This is a genomic window from Kocuria subflava (assembly GCF_012163155.1).
In the GTDB taxonomy this organism is placed as follows: domain Bacteria; phylum Actinomycetota; class Actinomycetes; order Actinomycetales; family Micrococcaceae; genus Kocuria; species Kocuria subflava.
Genome location: NZ_JAAVUN010000001.1, coordinates 313,018 through 333,318 on the forward strand (window position 1 = coordinate 313,018; position 20,301 = coordinate 333,318).

At 65.5% G+C, this 20,301-nt stretch carries 19 protein-coding genes; 16 read left to right on the plus strand and 3 right to left on the minus strand.

The genetic code is table 11. The features are described 5' to 3' along the window. Positions 1-62: 62 nt before the first annotated feature. The 7 genes from ssd (at position 63) to GTW58_RS01450 (ending at position 5,424) form a co-directional block, all read left to right on the plus strand. The gene (gene ssd / locus GTW58_RS01420; protein ID WP_119933170.1) at positions 63-1,364 is read left to right on the plus strand and encodes a septum site-determining protein Ssd; all 1,302 of its coding nucleotides are present in this window, start codon (positions 63-65) and stop codon (positions 1,362-1,364) included. Continuing rightward, complete coding sequence (locus GTW58_RS01425; RefSeq protein ID WP_119933171.1) at positions 1,361-2,542, plus strand: TadA family conjugal transfer-associated ATPase; 1,182 nt, start codon at positions 1,361-1,363, stop codon at positions 2,540-2,542. Before ssd ends, GTW58_RS01425 begins: the two co-directional genes overlap by 4 nt. Continuing rightward, a complete protein-coding gene (locus GTW58_RS01430; RefSeq protein WP_232818059.1) occupies positions 2,539-3,501 on the plus strand; it encodes a type II secretion system F family protein in 963 nt (320 codons plus the stop codon). The genes GTW58_RS01425 and GTW58_RS01430 overlap by 4 nt, the downstream gene beginning before the upstream one ends. Next, complete coding sequence (locus GTW58_RS01435) at positions 3,498-4,148, plus strand: type II secretion system F family protein (protein WP_119933172.1); 651 nt, start codon at positions 3,498-3,500, stop codon at positions 4,146-4,148. The genes GTW58_RS01430 and GTW58_RS01435 overlap by 4 nt, the downstream gene beginning before the upstream one ends. 95 nt (positions 4,149-4,243) lie before the next feature. Then, positions 4,244-4,501, plus strand: a complete 258-nt coding sequence (locus GTW58_RS01440) for a DUF4244 domain-containing protein (RefSeq protein ID WP_047689165.1) — start codon at positions 4,244-4,246, stop codon at positions 4,499-4,501. A gap of 109 nt (positions 4,502-4,610) precedes the next feature. Further along, complete coding sequence (locus GTW58_RS01445; RefSeq protein ID WP_280842249.1) at positions 4,611-5,051, plus strand: TadE family type IV pilus minor pilin; 441 nt, start codon at positions 4,611-4,613, stop codon at positions 5,049-5,051. Continuing rightward, a complete protein-coding gene (locus GTW58_RS01450) occupies positions 5,038-5,424 on the plus strand; it encodes an Rv3654c family TadE-like protein (protein ID WP_119933173.1) in 387 nt (128 codons plus the stop codon). The genes GTW58_RS01445 and GTW58_RS01450 overlap by 14 nt, the downstream gene beginning before the upstream one ends. Here GTW58_RS01450 and GTW58_RS01455 read toward each other — a convergent pair. Further along, entirely contained in the window at positions 5,411-7,795 is a 2,385-nt protein-coding gene (locus GTW58_RS01455; RefSeq protein WP_232818060.1) for a DEAD/DEAH box helicase, read from the minus strand. The genes GTW58_RS01450 and GTW58_RS01455 overlap by 14 nt on opposite strands. Before the next feature lie 103 nt (positions 7,796-7,898). Here GTW58_RS01455 and GTW58_RS01460 point away from each other — a divergent pair, with 103 nt between their 5' ends. From GTW58_RS01460 to GTW58_RS01500, 9 genes are all read left to right on the plus strand, one after another. Continuing rightward, positions 7,899-8,354: a pyridoxamine 5'-phosphate oxidase family protein gene (locus GTW58_RS01460; RefSeq protein ID WP_232818061.1), complete on the plus strand. Its 456-nt coding sequence runs from the start codon at positions 7,899-7,901 to the stop codon at positions 8,352-8,354. Positions 8,355-8,449: 95 nt separating this feature from the next. Then, a complete protein-coding gene (trhO, locus tag GTW58_RS01465) occupies positions 8,450-9,358 on the plus strand; it encodes an oxygen-dependent tRNA uridine(34) hydroxylase TrhO (protein ID WP_119933176.1) in 909 nt (302 codons plus the stop codon). Continuing rightward, positions 9,355-11,094 carry a DUF7059 domain-containing protein gene (locus tag GTW58_RS01470; protein WP_119933177.1) on the plus strand — a complete coding sequence of 580 codons (1,740 nt, stop codon included), beginning with the start codon at positions 9,355-9,357 and terminating at the stop codon, positions 11,092-11,094. Before trhO ends, GTW58_RS01470 begins: the two co-directional genes overlap by 4 nt. A 42-nt stretch (positions 11,095-11,136) precedes the next feature. Continuing rightward, the gene (locus GTW58_RS01475; protein WP_119933178.1) at positions 11,137-11,589 is read left to right on the plus strand and encodes a pyridoxamine 5'-phosphate oxidase family protein; all 453 of its coding nucleotides are present in this window, start codon (positions 11,137-11,139) and stop codon (positions 11,587-11,589) included. Positions 11,590-11,835: 246 nt separating this feature from the next. Continuing rightward, positions 11,836-14,640, plus strand: coding sequence for a type I DNA topoisomerase (topA, locus tag GTW58_RS01480; protein ID WP_119933179.1), 2,805 nt, complete (start codon positions 11,836-11,838; stop codon positions 14,638-14,640). 10 nt (positions 14,641-14,650) lie between these two features. Continuing rightward, the gene (locus GTW58_RS01485) at positions 14,651-15,631 is read left to right on the plus strand and encodes a Ppx/GppA family phosphatase (protein WP_119933180.1); all 981 of its coding nucleotides are present in this window, start codon (positions 14,651-14,653) and stop codon (positions 15,629-15,631) included. Position 15,632: 1 nt separating this feature from the next. Continuing rightward, positions 15,633-16,493, plus strand: a complete 861-nt coding sequence (locus GTW58_RS01490; RefSeq protein ID WP_119933181.1) for a sugar phosphate isomerase/epimerase family protein — start codon at positions 15,633-15,635, stop codon at positions 16,491-16,493. Positions 16,494-16,541: 48 nt separating this feature from the next. Further along, a complete protein-coding gene (gene proC / locus GTW58_RS01495; protein ID WP_119933182.1) occupies positions 16,542-17,414 on the plus strand; it encodes a pyrroline-5-carboxylate reductase in 873 nt (290 codons plus the stop codon). Positions 17,415-17,632: 218 nt separating this feature from the next. After that, the gene (locus GTW58_RS01500) at positions 17,633-18,154 is read left to right on the plus strand and encodes a hypothetical protein (RefSeq protein WP_157980506.1); all 522 of its coding nucleotides are present in this window, start codon (positions 17,633-17,635) and stop codon (positions 18,152-18,154) included. Positions 18,155-18,259: 105 nt separating this feature from the next. Here GTW58_RS01500 and GTW58_RS01505 read toward each other — a convergent pair whose 3' ends face one another. Both GTW58_RS01505 and GTW58_RS01510 read right to left on the minus strand, forming a co-directional pair. Next, the gene (locus tag GTW58_RS01505; protein WP_119933184.1) at positions 18,260-19,165 is read right to left on the minus strand and encodes a CPBP family intramembrane glutamic endopeptidase; all 906 of its coding nucleotides are present in this window, start codon (positions 19,163-19,165) and stop codon (positions 18,260-18,262) included. 124 nt (positions 19,166-19,289) lie between these two features. Next, positions 19,290-20,282 (minus strand): alpha/beta hydrolase-fold protein, encoded by a 993-nt coding sequence (locus tag GTW58_RS01510; RefSeq protein ID WP_119933185.1) that lies wholly within the window; start codon positions 20,280-20,282, stop codon positions 19,290-19,292. Positions 20,283-20,301 lie beyond the last annotated feature (19 nt).

A 20,301-nucleotide genomic window follows, 5' to 3' on the forward strand; every position in this document is an offset into this window, starting at 1 on the left:
TTGTGCACAGTTGGTGAGCATGCCCCAGCGAACCCCTGCTGACCGGGGGCAACGTTGTGCTCATGAACACACCAACCCGTTCCGCAAACCGGCCACGAGGCGCCCACAGCGCCCCACCGTGGCAGTCGCAGCAGAGCGCTCACGCAGGCTCTGGCGGTGAGCCGGAATCTCTCACCCACACCCAGGACCTCACCTGGAGCCACGACCACGCCGCCCAGGCCGGTCCGGATTCCCCCGCCTGGGTGGGGGATGTGGTCCAGGGTGAAGGACTGCGTGTGGGCTTGGTCAGCCACGACTCCGTTCTGCGAGACATGGTGGCCGGAATCTGCGCATCTGCCGGGGCTCAGCTGCAGATCAGCCCGGTTGGTGGTGCATTGGCGGGTGTGGACGTCTGCCTGTTGGACGTCCAAGCCCTGACTGACGGATCGGGCCAGCGGCCGGAGGGCGGCGACGTCGTTCTGCTGGGGCGGGCCGGGGACAACGGCCTGTGGGATGCCGCGGCCCTGCTGGGTGGGTGCCCCGTGGCGTTGTTGCCGGAGGCGGAATCCTGGTTGGCGGACCGTCTGGCCCCGCGCACCGCCACCACTGCCGCCACTCCGGCGGTGGTGGTGGGAGTGGTGGGTGCCGTGGGCGGAGTCGGAGCCTCCACCCTGGCCTGTTGGTTGGCTGCCGATGCCGCAGCCGATGGTGCGTTGAGCGTGTTGGTGGATGCCGATCCTGACAGCTGTGGAGTGGACCTGCTGCTGGGGCTGGAGTCCGTGGAAGCCATGCGGTGGCCGGATCTGTGCAGGGCCCGCGGGGTCCTGCGTGGTGAACAGCTGCTGCCACTCTTGCCGCAGCACCCGGACCAACCTGGCTTGCACTGGCTGTCCTGGGACCGGGGGACCTGGTTGCGCCAGGACGCCCCGTTGACCCACGTGTTGGCTGCCCTGCGCACCGTGGCTCAGGCGGTGGTACTGGATCTGGGGCGGGCCCGGGCCGGATTGGAGTCACTGGCGGCACAGTGCGACGTCGTGCTGGTGGCCATGCCGCGAACCGTCAGGGGTGTGTTGGCGGCACACCAGGCCACCAACGTCCTGAGTTCGGGTTGCGCCGAATACGTGCTGTGCGGTGTGGACGTGGCTGACGTCGACGAAACCCTGGTGCAGGAAGCCCTGGGGCGCACGCCCCTGGGACATGTGCGTTTTGACGGCCGTGTGCCGGAGGCCGCAGAAAGTGGCCGGCTGCTGGAGCGCGGGCGCAAGCGCCACCACCAGCACACCGTGGCGGCGGTGTGGGACGAGCTCTCACAGAGCCTGACTTCCGGTGCTTTTGGCCGGTCCGGACGTGTTCTGACAGGTGTGCTGGGTGGTGACCCGCGATGACCTCCACAGTTCCCAGCCATGCTGTCGCCGCCGTGGACCCCGTGCTCCTGGAGACCGTTCGGGAGGCCTTGTTGTTGGACGGGGCAGCAGTCACGGATGAGCGCATTGCCCGCGCCGTTCGGGCTTCCGGTCACGTGCTGGGTGCTGCCGGGACCCTCCACGCGGTGCGCAGCATCCGTGCAGAGCTGACCGGCCTGGGTCCCTTGCAGCACATGCTTCCTGCCACTGGGCTCACCGATGTCTGGATCAACGGAGCACGGGAGGTCTGGTGGGAGGCCGGCAACGGCCCGGTACGTGTGGCCTCCCCGTTCACCAACGACGACGAAGTCCGCGCCCTGGCCACGCGCCTGATCTCCGCTGCGGGCCGCCGCCTGGACGAGGCCCACCCGTGTGTTGACGTACAAACCCCTGACGGCATGCGAGTCCATGCCGTCCTGCCACCCATCTCCACCGGCGGAACGCTGGTCTCCGTGCGCTTCCGCCACAGAGACGTGATCACCGTGGAGGACCTGGTGGACAGCGCCACCGTCACCCGCCAGGTCCTGGACCTGCTGTTGGCTGCCACCGCCGGTGGAGCCAACCTGCTGGTCACGGGCTCCACTGGTGCCGGCAAAACCACTGTTCTCAACGCCCTGCTCAGTGCCTGTCCGGCGCATGAGCGCATCGTGCTGATCGAGGACGCCGCCGAACTCAGGCCTGCCCACCCACACGTGGTGGGGATGCAGGCCCGCCACGCCAACGTGGAAGGTGCCGGAGCCATTGAGCTTGCAGAACTGGTCCGCCAGTCACTGCGGATGCGCCCGGACCGCATTGTGGTGGGGGAGTGCCGCGGAGCGGAGGTCCGCGAACTGCTCACGGCATTGAACACCGGGCACACCGGAGCCGGCACGGTGCACGCCAACTCTGCAGACGCCGTTCCTGCCCGCCTGGCAGCACTGGGCGCATTGGGTGGCATGAGCAGCCAGGCCGTTGCCCTGCAGGCAGGATCCGCGCTGGATCTGGTGGTGCATCTGGACCGGCGTGGCTCCCGGCGCGTGGTGCAGGCCGTGTCCCTGCTGGAGGAAGCCCACGGGGCCCTGCACATGAATCCGGCCTGTTCCTACAACGGGGAGGGCTACACACCCGGTCCTGGTTGGGACGCTTTGGCGCAGCTGGCTCAGCGGGGTGAGCAGTCATGACCGTGCTGAGTGTGACCGCAGGTGTGTTGTGCACCGTTCTGGCACTGGGGGTGCTGCTGCTTCCCATCGGTTCCCGCAGCCGGGTGCTGACCACTGTGGCGCGAACTGACCGGCACGGACCGGGCGGGGCCCGTGACTTCCGGAAGCTCGGATCCGCAGGCACCGGCGAGCCCCAGGAACCTCGTCATGCCGGCCCTGATGGTGGGCCGATCATCGTTCTCCTGCGGCGCATCCGCCCGGGGCAGGCCAGGCGTGCCGCTGCCGAATCCGCCGAATGGGTGGTGTGGATGCGCCAGTTGGCAGCTCTGCTGAGGGTGGGAAGGACCTCCGGCTCCGCCTTCGAGGTGGCAGCGCTGTCCCTGGCCGAGGCCCCGGACCCCTCCCACACCGGCCGGCGGATCAACGCGGTGTGCTCCACCGTGGCGCGGGCCACCACCATCGGACGGGCGCCATCCGTGACGTTGCGTTCGCTGGCGCACCAACCCGCTGCGCAGAGCCCCCGGCTGCGCAGGGTGGAGGTTTCCGTGCTCTCGGATCTGGCCCGCTGTTGGGAAGTTTCCGAACGCACCGGTGCGCCCCTGGCCGCCCTGCTGGAGGGGTTGGCGGAAGCCACGGAGGCAGATCTGGACGCGGCAGCCGCTAGAGAGACAGCCCTGGCCGGATCGCGGGCCACCGTGAACATCCTGACGTGCCTGCCGGTGCTCGCCCTGGGGCTGGGCATGCTGATCGGCGCGGATCCCGTACGCACCTTGCTGACCACCCCGTGGGGTCTGGCAGCAGGTTTTGTGGGGGCTGTGCTCACGGTGATCGGGCGGATCTGGACCGGGCGCCTTGTCCACCGTGCCGAACACGCCGCCGACGCCAAACCGACTCGGGGCGCATCAGGCCGGCGGAACCGTTCGACCAGGCGCCGCCCTGGGGATTTGAGCGCCCCAGCATCCCAGGCGGTGGCGTCATGAGTGTTGTGACCTCCGTGATCTTGGGACTCGTGGTGGCCTGCTTGCTGGGTGCCGGCCTGGGCCTTCTGTGGTTGCCGGTACGCCAGGGAGGCGTTCGCGCTCTGGAACACCTGGCCAGCGAGGGAGCCACCCAGACCACGTCGGTGGCGGGGGCCCATGCAGCGCAGTCGGAGAGGACCACCTCCGGAACCAACCGTGGCACTGATCACGAGCAGGTTTCCGCGGGAGTTCTGGTGGAACTGGTGGCCTCCATGTTGGACGCCGGTGTCCCCGTGGACCGCAGCCTGGTGGTTCTGGGCCAGAGCATCGAGGGTCCTGCAGGTGTTGCTCTGCGCACCGTCGGGGCAGGTCTGTCCCTGGGGTTGCCGTGGCGCCAGGCCTGGGCGGCAGCGCCCTCACCTCCGGTCTCCGTCCTGGACCTGCGCTCCGCGCTGACGTTCGCGGCAGTCTCCGGGGCGCCGTCGTCCTCGGCATTGCGTGCCGCATCTGCACAGGTGCGCCGAGCCGAACACCGGCGGGCAGAAGCCGCTGCGGAAAAACTCGCGGTGCACCTGGTGGTCCCGCTGGGGCTGTGTTCACTGCCCGCCTTCATCGCCTGGGGAATCGTCCCCGTCCTGATCGGTCTGGTCCCGGATTTTTTCGGCTAGGCCACCGGTGCCGCGGCACCGCCCACAAGCCCCGGACCAGCACCTGCTGGGCCGGTCACCAACCCCATCAGGGGTCTACAGAAGGAGGAAGAACAATGTCCACCATCAACAACTCCGCCACCGCCGCCACCAACAACAACGCCGTGGTCACCGATCAGGCCCTGGAAGGCGAGGTCATGGCACCGGGAACGCAGCTGCTGGCTCACGACCCCGATCTGGGTGCCTCCACGGTCGAGTACGCCATTGTCCTGCTGGCTGCTGCTGCCTTCGGCGGCGTCATGGCAGCGGTGATCGCCTCGGATGCCGTGAGCGAACTGCTCATGGCCATCATCAACAAGGCCCTGGGCATCTGAGCACTCGGGCCGCCGCGGAATCCTCTGCGGCGGCCTGAGGACTTCCCCACCTCCACACTCACCGGGTCAATCCCGGGCAGCTTCATTCGATCCTCATCAGGAGGTCAGCATGTCCACCCCACTGTTCAGCCTGCGGCATCTGTGCGGCAGGGTTTTCGGAGACCCGCCGCACGCACCCCTCCACAGGCCCAAACACAACGACGACGGCGCCGTGACGGCCGAAACCGCCGTGGTGCTGCCGGCCATCATGCTGGTGCTTGCCGTGGTTCTGGCCGGAGGAGCAGCTGCTGCCACCCAAGTGCGGTGTGAAGAAGCCGCCGGGGCTGCCGCGCGGGTGGTGGCGCGTGGAGAGACCGAGACCGCCGCGGTCAAGGAAGCCCGCTCCATTGCCGGAGAACGAGCAGAAGTCACGGTGGCCATTCGTGACGGCCGAGCCGAGGCGGAGGTGGTCATGCCGGCACCCGGGATCTTGGGGGACTGGGGTGCCCTGGATCTCTCGGCATCGGCCTCCACCATCACGGAAGGGGTGGTCCTCGATGGACAACCGTGATGTGGATGACGGGTCCGGCACCGTGTTCGGCCTGACCACCGTGTTGGTGGCCATCTTCCTGCTGGGCGTGGTGCTTCTGGTGGGGCAAGCCGCTGTGCTGAAACACCGAGCCGGAAACGTGGCTGACCTCTCCGCGTTGGCTGCCGCGGATGTGACCCGCGGTCTCATGCCGGGGGACCCATGCCAGATCGCCGCACAGGTGGCGTCGGACAACGACGCCGAGTTGTTGGAGTGCACCCTGGTGGAACCTGAACTGAGCACGGTGGACGTGACGGTGGGGATCGACCTCACCGGTGCGCTCGCGCCCCTGGGGCAGGCCGAAAGTGTCAGCCGTGCAGGGCCTCCCCAGGACAGCCCCTTCAGCGGCCAGTGACCCCATCTGTCGGTGTATCGGACGTGGCTGGTGAGGGGGCGTGGTCCAGAAATGCTGCCAACAGTGCTATCGCACCAGCCTTGTCCAACGGGTTGTTGCGGTTGCCGCACTTGGGCGACTGCACGCAGGACGGACACCCGGACTCGCAGGAACAGGACTCAATCGCCGCTTTGGTGGCAGCAAACCAGGACGCCGCCATGTCATAACCTCGTTCGGCAAAACCGGCACCTCCGGGGTGGCCGTCGTGCACAAAGATCGTGGGCAGTTGGGTGTCGGCATGCAGGGCCGTGGACAGGCCACCCACATCCCAGCGGTCACACGTGGCCAGCAGGGGCAGCAAGCCGATCATGGCGTGTTCGGCGGCGTGCAAGGCACCCGGGAAATCAGCTTCCTGAACACCTGCCGCGGCCAGCACCGGTCCTGGTGCGGTGAACCACACGGACTTGGTGAACAGATCCGTGGGAGGCAACTCCAAGGGTTCCTCCCCAATGATCTCGTTGCCCGGAATCGCCTTGCGTTGGTAGGAGACCACCTGGGAGGTCACCTGCACCTGGCCCGAATGCACGGTGATGGGACCCCAGGTCTGGTGACGTTCCTCCTTGATCACCTTCACAGAGGTCACGTCCCGCGCCTGGGTGTAGTAGTCAGGGTGAGCCCGGGTCACGGAGACCACGTGGTGTGCCAGGTCAAGGTCCTCCACCACGTAGGTTCGGCCCTGATGCACGTAGATGGCACCAGGGTGAGTCTGCTGGTGGGCCTGACCCGTTCCAATGGATCCCAGCAACTGCCCGGTGTCGGTCTCAATGATGTTCAGCGGGCCGCCACCTTCTGCCCGGATGGAGATCATGGCCGCAGGATCTTCCGATCGGGTCCAGAACCAGCCGGCCGGGCGTCGTCGTAACTGTCCGGCGTTGACCAAAGATTCCAGGATGCCGGGTGCGGCGGGGTCGAACAGGTCCAGATCCGAGGGTTTGAGGGGCTGCTCGGCAGCGGCGGCGCACAGGTGCGGGGCCAGGACGTACGGGTTGCCGGGGTCGAAGATGGTGGCTTCCACGGACACATCAAAAATGGCCTCCGGGTGGTTCACCAGGTAGGTGTCCAGGGGGTCGTCCCGGGCAATGAACGCAGCCAGGGCGTCCTGCCCTGCACGTCCCGCACGTCCCACCTGTTGGAAGAACGACGCCCGTGTTCCAGGCCACCCGGCCACCAACACTGCATCCAGTCCGGCAACGTCGATCCCCAGTTCCAGCGCTGATGTGGAGGCCAGGCCCAGGAGACGGCCGTCGCGCAACTGCTCCTCCAGCTCCCGGCGTTCCTCCGGAAGGAAACCGGCGCGGTAGGCGGCCACGCGGTGAGCCAGCCCCGGTTCCACCTCATCCAGCTGCCGGTGCGCCATCTGCGCCACGGCTTCCGCACCACGGCGGGACCCCACGAAAGCCAGCGTGCGGACCTGTTTCAGGGCCAGGTCCGTGAGCATGTCCGCGGACTCGGCCAACACACTGCGGCGCGTGGGTGCACCGTTCTCACCCTCCGGGCCGGACTGTTCGGGTTCCCAGAGCACCACGGTCACGGCGCCGTGAGGGGAATCATCTCTGGTCACCGCCGTGACAGCATCCGGGTTCACACCGATCAACCGGGAGAACGAGTCCTGGGGTGCAGCAGAAGTCGCAGATGCCCCGATGAACACCGGATCGGTGCCGTAGAGGGCGGCCACCCGGCGCAGCCGCCGCAGCACGTTGGCCACGTGTGAGCCGAACACACCCCGGTACACATGGGCCTCGTCCACGATCACGTAGCGCAGCCGCCGCAGGAACCTGGACCACTGAGGGTGATTGGGCAGCACCCCGGTGTGGAGCATGTCCGGATTGCACAGCACCAGATCTGCATGGTCCCTGATCCAGCGGCGCTGTTGCTGCGGGGTGTCGCCGTCGTAGCTGTGCACCCGGGCGCTCAGGTGCCGGGACAGCGCCTGCAACGCGGTCAACTGATCTGCAGCCAGGGCTTTGGTGGGTGACAGGTAGAGGGCAGTGGCTTCCTCCGGGTGCTGCAGGACACCGGGGGAGGCCTGGGCGATCAAACGGCCCGCGTGAATGGTGGACAGCACGGGTGCTTGGTATGCCATGGACTTGCCAGAGGCGGTACCCGTGGCCACCACGGTGTGGCCCTGACCGGCAGCAGTCATGGCCTCTGCCTGGTGCCGGTACGGATGATGAACCCCTGCCAGTGCGTAGGCCTGCACCACATCCGGGTGAATGGCATCCGGCCACGGCGAGGTCACAGCCTCACGGGCGGGCAGGTTTCGGATGTGCCGGATCTCCTCCGGGGCGGCACCACGGCCCAGCAAGGGGATGAGGGAATCGAATTCAGGCACAGGCGGCATTCTCCCACCGCCGCAAGGCATGAACTCCACTGCCGATGGGTAAGAAATTGCCAGCCTGTGTGATGCCCGCCACGGCGGGTGCAAGAATCTAGGTATGAGCACCGGAAGCATGATGAACCCAGCCCCCTTGCCGGATGACAGCCAGGCCCACCAGCAGGCCAAGGCCAGTGAGGCTCTGACCGAGGACCAGTGCTGGGAGTACCTGGAGGCGGCGCGATTCGGGCGTCTGGCCACCATGGACGACCAGGAAATCGAGATCACCCCCATCAACTTTGTGGCCTCCAACCGGAAGCTGTACTTCCGCACTGCCCGCGGCGCCAAACTCTTCCGCCTGACCCTGACCGGCAAGGTGGCACTGGAGATCGATCGGGTGGCCGGTGACACCGCCTGGTCCGTGATGGTGCGTGGCAGCGCCCGTCAGCTCACGGATTCTGCGGAACTGGAACACGCGCGGTCCTTGGATCTCAAGCCGTGGCTGGACACGGATAAGATCGAGTTCGTGGAGATCGAACCCACCCGGGTCACCGGACGCAGCTTCCGCCTGGGCTGAGGCCCGCACTACGTCTGAGGCATCAGCCCCGCCTGGCTTGCCGGGGCTGATCCAGCCCGGCACCCCGTTCACGGGCACGCGACTACCCTGGTTGCGTGTCCGTGAATCGCATCCTCTTGTACTACAGCCTCACTCCGCTTCCCGATCCGCAGGCCATAGCGCTGTGGCAACGGGAACTGTGCGAACGCCTGGGCTTGCGCGGCCGCATCCTGGTCTCCCCGGAGGGTCTCAACGGAACCGTGGGTGGTGAGGTCAACGCGCTGAAGCAGTACGCCAAGATCACCCGTTCCTACCCGGGATTCCGGGGCATGGAACTGAAATGGTCGGATGGATCGGCCGGGGATTTCCCGCGTCTGTCCGTGAAGGTGCGTGATGAGCTGGTGGCATTCGGTGCACCCGGTCAGGTGACCGTGGACCAGAACGGTGTGGTGGGCGGTGGCACCCACATCTCCCCGCAGGAGCTGGACCACATGGCTGGTTCCCGGGATGACCTGGTGTTCTTTGACGGCCGTAACGCCTGGGAAGCGCGGATCGGCAAGTTCAAGGACGCCGTGGTCCCGGAGGTGGAGACCACCCACGACTTTGTGACGGAACTGGATTCCGGCAAGTACGACCACCTCAAGGACAAACCTGTGGTCACCTACTGCACGGGTGGCATCCGCTGCGAGTTCCTCTCCGCCCTGATGATCCAGCGTGGTTTCCAGGAGGTCTACCAGCTGGACGGTGGCATCGTCCGCTACGGGGAGGCCCGCCAGGACTCGGGTTTGTGGGAGGGATCGTTGGCCGTTTTTGACGCTCGCGGCGCCATCGACTTCTCCCCGGAGGCTGCCGTGATCGGGACCTGCGACGTCTGCGGGAAGCCGGCCAACACCTTTGTCAACTGCAGTGATCCCACCTGCCATCACCGCGTCCTGGCCTGTGCCGAGCACGTCCGGATTCACGACGACGACGGCCTGCGCTGCCCCACCGGATGCCGTCCCGCCCACCCCGAGGTCAACGCATGAGAACCACTTCTGCCTTCAGCCAGGTGGCCGGAGCGCCCCGCTCTGATGACCTGAGTGCCATCCGCGCTTTCCGTGAAGTCCTGGAATCAGCGGATTTCACTGCCGACGGTGTTCGGCGCCATCTGGGTGACTCCGCGGTGGAGGCCCTCAGCCGCGATCAAGCAGCACCGGCCCTGCTGGCTCTGGACCGACACCGAAGCACCGGGACCTGGGACGGGGCCTGCGCACTGATTGAACTGTTCATCCTGGCCAGGCCGGTGAGTGTGCAGGAAGTCAAGCGTGTTCTGCCGCAGATCGAGCTTGACCAGTGGATGGACCTGGGCCTGGTGGAGGCCGCCTTGGGCCTGAGTTCTCCGGGGGAAGACTCCGTCCAGGACGGTGGCCTGACGCAGAACGTCAGCCAGGGTTGGGTCCGCTCCGTGGTGGATCTTGATCTGCATGCCGCAGACAGCGGACTGGAGTTGTGGGTGGCTGCGGATCTGACCGCCTTCCAGCGCCCGGGTGCTGCACTGCGCCACGATTACGTGCTGGGCATCGGCGGAGCCTCCCTGACATTGGCACAGATCACGGAACGCCCACAGGTCCAGCGGGCTCTGGACATCGGCACCGGGTGTGGGGTCCAGCTCTTCCATCTTCTGCAGCATTGCCGCCACGTGGTGGCCACGGACCTATCCGAGCGTGCGCTGGCGTTCACCCGATTCAACCTGGTGCTCAATGCGCCGGCGCTGGGGTTGGATCCGGAGCATCTGGAAGACCGGGTGGCACTGCGGCAAGGGTCCCTGCTGGAGCCCGTGGCCGGTGACCAGTTCAACCTGGTGGTCACCAACCCGCCCTTCGTGATCACCCCGCGCTCACCAGGGGAGACGGAAGCAGAGCGGTACACCTACCGCGACGGCGGCCGCCCCGGGGACCGTCTGGTGGCGGATCTGGTGGGGCAGTTGGACACCGTGATGACCACAGGTGCGGTGGCGCATCTTCTGGCCAACTGGGAGGTCCCCGCCACGCGGCAAGAATTCGACGGGACGGGCAGCCAGAACGGCGCGAGCTTCCAGAACGGAGCCGGCGGCCAGGACGGGCAGGGTTGGCAGGACCGGGTGGCCGCGTGGATCCCGGAGGCACTGGATGCCTGGGTGATCCAACGCGAAACCCAGAGTCCGGAAAGCTACGCCGAAACCTGGTTGCGGGATGCCTCCGAACACCTGGACCGTGACAGCTATGAGTCCGCGTATCGCGCCTACTTGGAGGACTTTGCCGCACGGAATGTGGCTGCCGTTGGTTTCGGCTACGTCCGGTTGCAGAAACCGGGGCGTTCCAGGCAGCGTCGTCGTCGTTTTGAGGAACTGACCCACCCATTCCAGCAGCCCATTGCCCCGGTCACGGCCGAGGCGGTGCAGCGTCAGGACGTCCTGGACGTACTGGGGCAACGCTGGACGGATCTGCATCTGGTGGTGCCGGAGCACGTGACCGAGGAGCGGCACCTGCGCCCGGGCGCTGCGGACCCCTCCGTGATCCTGCTGCGCCAAGGGGCAGGACTGCAGCGAACCAACGTGCTGACCTCCAACACGGCTGGACTGGTGGGGGCCTGTGACGGTGAGCTGTCCGTGCATCAGATCGTGACCGCACTGGGTGCCCTGTTGGGCTGGGAGCAACCGGCGGAAGAATCCGTGGAGGGCAAAGCCGCTCTGGAGGAGGCCCGCCACCTGTTGACGGACGGATTCCTTGCCCCGGATGACTGACACGGGGCTGACTGGGGGCTCGTGCGATGAAATAATGCCCGCATGAGCACCGAGAACCGATACCGCGAACTGACCCGTGATGAAGCCTGGGAACTGCTGGATTCGGAGCCTTTCGGGCGCCTGGCCGTGGTGGTCTCCGGAGTGGTGGACATTTTCCCCGTGAACTTTGTGGTCCACCAGCGCAAGCTGTGGTTTCGCACCGCGCAGGGTTCCAAGCTGGCCTCCCTGGTGATCAACAACCAGGTGGCCTTTGAAGCCGACCGCAAGGTGCGTCTGGATGACGAACACCAGGAAGTCACTTCCGTAGTGGTCCACGGACGCGCTCGCCGTATCGAGGACGGTCCTGAGTTCGAGATGGCCGAAGGTCTGAACCTGCGCCCCTGGATCCGTTCCTTCAAGCCCTACTTTGTGGTGATCGAGCCTGAGCAGGTCTCCGGGCGCGCCTTCCCCGTCTCGGCCAACACCGCAACGGATTCCCAAGACCAGGACGACTGAATCACATCACCGCTTGTGGCCGCGGAACCTTGGAGGGTTCCGCGGCCTTTTGCTGTGCTGCACCGAGCCTGGCTCGGGTGCCTGATCCCGCCTTGCCTAGCCCGCGATCCCACCTTGAACAGTGCCCGATCCCGCGATCCACAGGGCTGGGCGCGCGGACGGCGCCCAATGTTCGTGCGGTTAAGGTGGGGAAGTTACGGTGTGAAGTCGGCAGAGACAACCGCGCAGAGGCGCTGAGGAGAGACTGTGGCCAACAAGAACACGGGAACAGGCAAGAGCCTGCTCATCGTGGAGTCCCCGTCCAAGGTCAAGACCATTGCGGGGTACCTGGGTGACGCCTATGAGGTGGATTCGTCCATGGGCCACATCCGTGATCTTCCGCAGCCCTCCGAGTTGCCCACGGAGATGAAGAAGGGCTCCTACGGCAAGTTCGCCGTGGACGTGGACTCCGGTTTTGACCCCTACTACGTGGTCAACCCGGACAAGAAGAAAAAGGTCACAGAGCTCAAGCGCAAGCTCAAGGAATGTGACGCCCTCTACCTGGCCACGGATGGTGACCGTGAAGGTGAGGCCATCGCCTGGCACCTGTACGAGGTCCTCAAGCCCAAGGTTCCCGTCTACCGGATCACCTTCCCGGAAATCACCCGGGAGGCCATTGAGCGCGCCTTTGGCGAGTTGCGGGACCTGGATCAGGACCTGGTGGACGCCCAGGAAACCCGGCGTGTGCTGGACCGCCTCTACGGTTACGAAATCTCTCCCGTGCTGTGGCGCAAGGTCTCCTCCGGACTTTCTGCAGGCCGTGTTCAGTCCGTGGCCACCCGCATGGTGGTTCAGCGCGAACGCGAGCGCATGGCGTTTGTCTCCGCCGACTACTGGGATCTCAATGGCCAGTTCACGTGCACCACGGGCCCGGATGCCGGTTCCACCTTTGGCGCCCGGTTGGTCACCGTGGACGGCAAAAAGGTTGCCGGGGGCAAGGATTTCAACGACGACGGCGCCCTGAAGAAGCCCGGCACACTGGTCCACCTGGGCGAGCAGGAAGCCACCTCCTTGGCCAAGGGCTTGGCAGAGGCCGCCTTCACGGTCGTGTCCCAAGAGACCAAGCCCTACGTCTCCCGTCCCAAGGCCCCGTTCACCACGTCCACGTTGCAGCAGGACGCCGCCCGCAAACTGCACTTCTCCGCACGTTCCACCATGCAGGTGGCGCAGCGGTTGTACGAAAACGGCTACATCACTTACATGCGTACGGACTCCGTGGCCCTGTCCACGCAGGCCGTCACGGCAGCGCGGCGCCAGGTCAAGGAGCTGTGGGGGGCGGACTACGTTCCGGATTCCCCGCGCACCTATGCCTCCAAGTCCAAGAACGCCCAGGAGGCGCACGAGGCCATCCGCCCCGCCGGGGACTCCTTCCGCACACCGGACCAGGTGCGCAAGTCCCTGTCTGCCGATGAGTTCAAGCTCTACGAGCTGATCTGGCAGCGCACCGTGGCCTCCCAGATGGCTGATGCCAAGGGTTTCACTGCCACGGTCCGGTTGGGCGCCACCGCAACGGATGGCCGCGCCGCCGAATTCACGGCCTCCGGCACCGTGATCACCTTCCCGGGTTTCCTCTCCGCATACCAGGAAGCCAAGGACACCTCCAAGGACTCGCAGGATTCTGGCAAGGCTACGGACAAGCGCCTGCCGCAGATGGAAGAGGGCGATGCCCTGGAGGCCGCAGAGGTCACCGCGGACGGTCACTCCACCCGTCCTCCGGCCCGCTACACGGAAGCCTCCCTGGTGGCGGCCATGGACGAGATGGGCATTGGCCGACCCTCCACCTACGCGGCTGTGATTTCCACGATCGTGGACCGCGGCTACGTCAAGGTCCGCGGCACCGCACTGATCCCGTCCTGGACGGCGTTCTCCGTGGTCCGTCTGCTGGAAGAACACTTCTCCGACTACGTGGACTATGACTTCACCGCAGAGATGGAAGAAGGCCTGGACCGGATCTCTCGCGGTGAGGAGGACCGTCAGGAGTGGCTGCAGCGCTTTTACTTCGGAGAGGACGGCTCGGAGAACGGTCTCAAGCCGATCGTGGATGACCTGGGGGACATTGACGCCCGGGCGCTGAACTCCATCAAGCTCACCGAGGACGTCACCCTGCGTGTGGGTAAGTACGGGCCCTACCTGGAATCAGGGGGATCGGTGGATGCCGAAACCGGTGAGGTCACGGATCCGGTGCGCGCCAACGTTCCCGAATCCCTGGCCCCGGACGAGCTGACGCCGGAGAAGGTCACCGAGCTCATGGAGATTGGCCGGGCCGATGGCCGTGAACTGGGCTCGGACCCCCAGACCGGGCGCACCATTGTGGTCAAGGACGGCCGCTACGGCCCCTACGTTTCAGAGGTCATTCCTGAACCCACTCAGGAAGAGCTGGATGCCATTCCCACCGAGTACTACAAGAACGGCAACCCCAAGCCCAAGAAGATCGAGAAACCCAAGCCGCGGACGGCGTCGTTGTTCCAGTCCATGGACATGCAGGAACTGACCCTGGACGATGCCCTGAAGCTGCTGTCCCTGCCCCGCGAAGTGGGTGAGGACAAGGACGGGGAGATGATCACTTCCCAGAACGGGCGCTACGGGCCGTATCTCAAGAAGGGCTCGGACTCACGCTCGCTGAGCACAGAAGATCAGATCTTCGGCATCACGCTGGAGGAAGCCCAGCGGATCTACGCACTGCCCAAGCAGCGCGGACGCGGTGCCGCCAAGCCGCCCCTGAAGGACCTGGGCACGGATCCCATCACGGAGCGGCCCATGATCATCAAGGAAGGCCGGTTCGGCGAGTACATCACCGATGGCGAAACCAACGTGACCGTGCCGCGTTCAGAAACCGTGGAGCAGATGACCCCGGAGCGGGCCAGCCAGCTGCTCTCGGAGAAGCGCGCCAAGGGACCGGCTCCCAAGAAGACGGGGCGGGCGTCGTCGTCGCGGGCCAAGTCCGGGAGCCCGGGGACTCGCAAGAAGGCGGGAACCACCACCCGTAAGCGATCCACGGCTGCGGCCAAGTAGGCTCGGACCCATGCGCTTGGGAGTCCTGGACGTCGGGTCCAACACCGTTCACCTGCTGCTGCTGGATGTGTATCCGGGCTCCCAACCGGTGCCCTACGCCTCCCACAAGACGGATCTGCGGTTGGTGCGGTACCTGGATGCTGCGGGCAACATCAGTGCGGAGGGCCGGGATGCCCTGACCTCCTTTGTCACCGAGGCCCGAGATTTTGCCGCGGAGAACGACGCCGAGGACCTCCTGGCCTTTGCCACCTCCGCCATCCGCGAGGCCGGCAACGGTGGCGAGGTCCTGGAGCACGTGCAGTCACGCTCCGGTGTGAACCTGATCGAGATCTCAGGCGACCAAGAGGCTGCCGTGACCTTCTCCGCAGTACGCCGATGGTTCGGGTGGAGTGCTGGGCGGATTCTTGACCTGGACATCGGTGGCGGTTCCTTTGAAATGGCCATCGGGGACAACGGATTGCCGGCTGCTGCCGTGTCCGTGCCGTTGGGGGCAGCGCGTCTGACCCGCCGGTTCATCCACGGGGAGGCCGCACTGCCCTCGGAAACCAAGCGCCTCCGGCAGCACGTGACCCGTCTGTTGACCCCTGCCGTGGAGACCATCTCCGCCGTGGGAACCCCCACGTTGACGGCTGGGACCTCCAAGTCTTTCCGCTCTCTGGCCCGGATCTGCGGTGCAGCACCCAAGGGCGAGGGGCCCTACGTTCCGCGGCCCATGCACCTTGAGGACCTGCGCCTGTGGACCCGACGCATGGAGGCCATGACCGCCTCCGAACGCGCGGAATTGCCCGGGGTCTCCGTCAACCGTGCCGCACAGATGTTGGCGGCAGGCATTGTGGCTGAGTCGGCCATGTCCATGTTGGGGGTGGAGACCGTGCAGATCTGCCCGTGGGCATTGCGTGAAGGTGTGATCCTGCGACGCCTGGACCGTTTGCACGTGGACCCGGATGTGGTGCTGAACCGCCCGTCAGAGATCATCGGGCGGGTGAGCTGACATGGCTGAGTCGGCTGCACAAGATCCTGGCCCCAACCCTGTTGCCGGTGCATCGGGGGAGTCCGCCGGGCCCACCCCGCACGTGGCGCTGTCCACCAGCTGCCTGTTCCTGGCAGAGCCCCCGGAGACCTTCCGGGTGGCTTCAGAACTTGGCTACGACTCCGTGGAGGTGCTGGTCACCCACCAGCGCATGACCCAGCTGACCCATCAGCTGTTGGATGCTTCCCAGAAGTACCAGATGCCCATTTCCGCCATCCACGCGCCCACGCTGTTCTTCACCCAGCAGGTGTGGGGCAGACCATGGACCAAGATCCAGATGGCCGCCAAGATGGTGGAACAGGTGGGCGCGGACGTGGTGGTGGCCCACCCGCCCTTTGCCTGGCAACCCAAGTACGGGCGTTCCTTTGTGGAAGGCGTGCACAAACTCTTTGACATGACCGGCGTGAAGATTGCCGTGGAGAACATGTACCCGTGGCGGGTGGGTGGGCGCGAAATGCAGATGTACCGCCCCCACTGGGATCCCCGGAAGTTCGACTACGACTGGGTCACCTGGGACTTCTCCCACGCCTCGATCGCCAAGGTCAACTCCTTGGAGGCCGTCCGGGAGCTGCGTTCGCGACTGGGCCACATCCACTTGACGGACGGCAACGACGGCGGCACCTCCGATGAACACCTGATCCCCGGCCAAGGCCAACAGCCGGTGGCAGAGACCTTGCGCTACCTGGCCGATCACGACTGGCAAGGCGTTCTGGGCGTGGAGATCAACACCCGTTCCGCCAAGTCCGAAGACCACCGGGACGCCATGATGGCGGAGTCCTTGGACTTTGCCCGGACCCATTTCCGCAAGAGCTCGGGAGCCTGACGGTCAGGACGGCCCCCGCGTGACGTGCGTTTGTGAAAGGACCGTTCCATGACTGACACATCAGCCCCGGCGGAGACCGCTGACGCAACGGCTCCTGTGATCGCCTTCTTGGGCACCGGCTCCATGAACGGCTCCATCCTGCGCGGGGTGCTGGCCTCCGGGGTTTCCGCGGACAGGATGCGGGCCACCACGCGCTCGGAGGAATCCGCACAGAAGCTGGCGGAGGAAACCGGTGTGCAGGTGTTCGCCTCGGATGCGGATGCAGCAGCCAACACGCGTGCCGTGGATGGTGCCGACGTGGTGCTGCTGGGGGTCAAGCCCTACGCCATCCTGGAACTGTGTGATGAGATCTCAGAGGCGTTGAGCCCAGGAACTGTGGTGGTTTCCGTGGCAGCAGGCATCACGCTGGCCGCCATGGCTGATCATCTGCCCCAGGGACAGCCGATCGTGCGGAGCATGCCCAACACGCCGTCCTCCGTGGGGCGCGGTGTATTCTCCGTGACGGGAGGCGAGCACACATCGCAGGAGCAATTGGACACCGTGTCCGGTCTTCTCTCCCAGGTGGGCACCGTGGTGAACGTCCCGGAGGAGCAGATCCGTGCCGTGACCGGGGTTTCCGGTTCCGGACCTGCCTATGTGTTCCTGCTCGCCGAGATGATGCAGAAGGCCGGCCAGAAGCTGGGCCTGGACCCGGAGGTGGCCCGTGTCCTGGCCAAGGAGACGGTCAGCGGCGCCGGAGTGCTGCTCTCCCGTGAGGACGCCGATGCCGAGGCCTTGCGCAAAGCCGTGACCAGTCCCAACGGCACCACGGAACAGGCCATCAACACCTTCTTGGACGGAGGGATCGAGCAGCTGGTGGCCGATGCCGTGGCGGCATCGGCCAATAGGGGAGATGCCATGGAGCAGGAGTTCTGCGGCTGACCCCCACCCCCACCCCCTGCCGAGACCTCCGTTACAGCCCACATTTGCCTGATTTTCGGGTCATAACGGAGGTCTCGACCTTTCTGTTGGCTGGGTCCAGCAACCGGTGTGATGGGCACTGGTACCAGTCCGCGAGTTGCGATCGTGATTGACTGTCAATGATGTTGCTCTGATGGTCAGGGGGAAGTGGCGTGACTAGTTTTGGTGGAGACCCATACTTGAACAGTCGGATTGACTTGGATGAGCCCTGGGAGCCACCAAGTTTCGGTGACATTTTTATTGGCCGCATCGTGCTCGATATTTTCACCTATGGGCTTCCGTTGATCGCCCTCGGACTCTTGTTGCCTTTCCTCCTACCTCTTGAGCGCTTGGGTTTTCTTGTGTGCGCGGGGCTGGTGGTTGCCCTAGTCCTGGTACAAACTCTGGTCGGCTCGTTGGTTTTTGCTCACTTCACTCGGGTGCAGCGGCATCCGAGTCCCGGCGGCGTGGGCCTCCTTCTGGCTGATCTGGTTATCGCTGCCGCATCGGGCGTTTTGGTGGGTGGATTACTGGCCACACCGGGCGCGTGGAATGGTCCATGGGCCTTTTCTCTCGGAGCACTCGCGCTATTTGTTGCTGTAGGTCATGCCCTGTTGTGGGACAAGCAGTGGAAACAAGGGATGGCCCACGCGCAGATTCGACGCAAGGTTTCAGAAACGCAAGCGATGACCGATGAGTTTCTGCGCGAGAATCGGAAGTGACTCATCAGCACGGAGGCGTTCCACCCGCCCCGAGACCTCCGATAAGGCCCACATTCGCGTGATATTCGGGTCATAACGGAGGTCTCGGTGACGGGCGGTAGAAACTCAATGGCGACTCCGTGGTTCAGAGATGGCGGATGGGGTGTAGGTGCCACAGGTGGCGATCTCCCGCCACCGACCGCTCGGTGTCTGTGCCATCAGAATCACTCCCACCACAAGGTGCGCGGTGCCCAAGACCAACCACAGTCCGGGTCCTTGCAGGGTGAGCCCCAGCGCAAAACACAGGTACGTGGACACGTGGAACCCACCGTGGACACCCACCGCCGCCCACACGGAACGAAACCTGATGGCCAGAGCCGCCGCACTGACGGAGAAGCCGAACGGGATCCAGAGGTAGATCAGGTGCTCCACTGCAGATTCCTGCCCGCCTTGGGAGCTCAGGTGCGGCACGGCGAACGCCGCGGCAGCAATGAACACCGCCGCCCTGGGCGATTTGTTCAGGGTTTGCAACAGGTAGCCGCGGAACAGTACTTCCTCCCCGATGCCCTGCAGCACGAAAGCCTGCCCAAGCAGCAGAACCAGCAACGCAAGGTCGGGGTATTCCAGGAATGAGTCAGCCGCCTGGGCGGCGTCGCGGCCCAGGCCCAGGACATCTGCCACCACCGTGCCTCCGACACCCACCAGCAGGGCCACCAGCACTCCAACCCCCATGCCCGTCAGGCCGTGGACGGTGACCTTCAAACCCAGGGCCGCAGCAGGACGGCGGTCCACCCAGCGCACCAGAAGGATCGAAACCACCAGATATGCCGTCAACGCGATGCCAAAGGCAGCCACGAGTGTGACGGCACCCCACAGTGTGGGTTGGTCGGCTGCATGGCGCACTGCAGGTAGCTGCAACGCCAGCAAAGGGCTGGCAGCCAGAGGCATGAACACCACCACCGGGATCAGTACTCGTGCCCACGCAGGCAGGCGCGGCGGGTGGTTGCGGGGATGAACGGGGGAGGTGGTCACGTTGCTCCTCGTATTCCGGTGGTCTCACCGTCCACGGTAGAGAGGCCCGGTCGGCGCCACCTCAGCCGATGGTGCCGACTTGTCTCCTCACAACGGGGGAGACCATCCCCAGCGGGGCAGTGCGTCAGCCGCGATCAAAGAACGCTTGCAGCTCAGGAGTCCAGTCCTTCAAGGACATGGACCAGCAGCTCCACTCATGACCTTCGGTGCACTCACCGGCAGGAGCGTGGGCGCCGTCGTCGTTGAGTTGCGCGTACGTGCGTTCGGTGACCTGCGCACCAGAGGACGTGGCTGCCCGCGCGAACTCCTGTGATGTCTCCTGCAGCTGAGCCTCGTAATAATCCCCAGAGCCCGAGTACACCCACAGGGGCTTGCCTGCCAGGGACTCCGTGTTCAGGGAGGGGTCATGGTCATCCCAATCGGCCCGGGTGGTGCGCTGACAGTCTCCGAACAGATCTGGCCGCACCTCCGCGTAGGTCATGGCCCCGAACCCACCAGCGGAGGCCCCTGCCACGGCGCGACCGGAGGGGGAGTTGATGGTGGGGAACGTGGCATCCACCCACGGGATCATCTGATCCAGGTGGAAGGTGCGCCAGGCACGGGGCTCATCACCGGGCACGGTCCAGTCCGTGTACCAGCCGTACCAACCGTCATCCAGGGCCACCACAATCGCGTTCAAACCGGCGGTGGCATCCTCCACGGAGGCTTCGTCGTACCAGCCAGAAGGAGATTCACCCTCGGCGGTACCGGTGAGCAGATACAGCACGGGGTACTTCTGTGAGGGGTCGTATCCCTCCCGCAAGGTGACCATCACGGTGGGGCCGTCTGTGGTCTCGGGCGTGGCCACCAGGGGTGTTGAGAGGGAGTACAGGGTGGTGCGTTCGCTCAACGCCTCCTGGCCGGTGACCTCCAACGCACCAAAACTGGGAACTGGGGCCGGAGGTACCGCGGTGGCTGCCGGTTCCGTGCTGTCCGCAGCGGAGCCCACGGCAATTTTCTCCTCAAAATGCTGTTCATAGCCGCGCACCCGGTCCCAGTTGAGGACCAGCGCCAACAGGAGAAGGACCGCGGCCAGGGCAACGGCCACCACCAGTACGTGACGTGATCGAGCGGACATGCCCAACTCCCTTGCAACC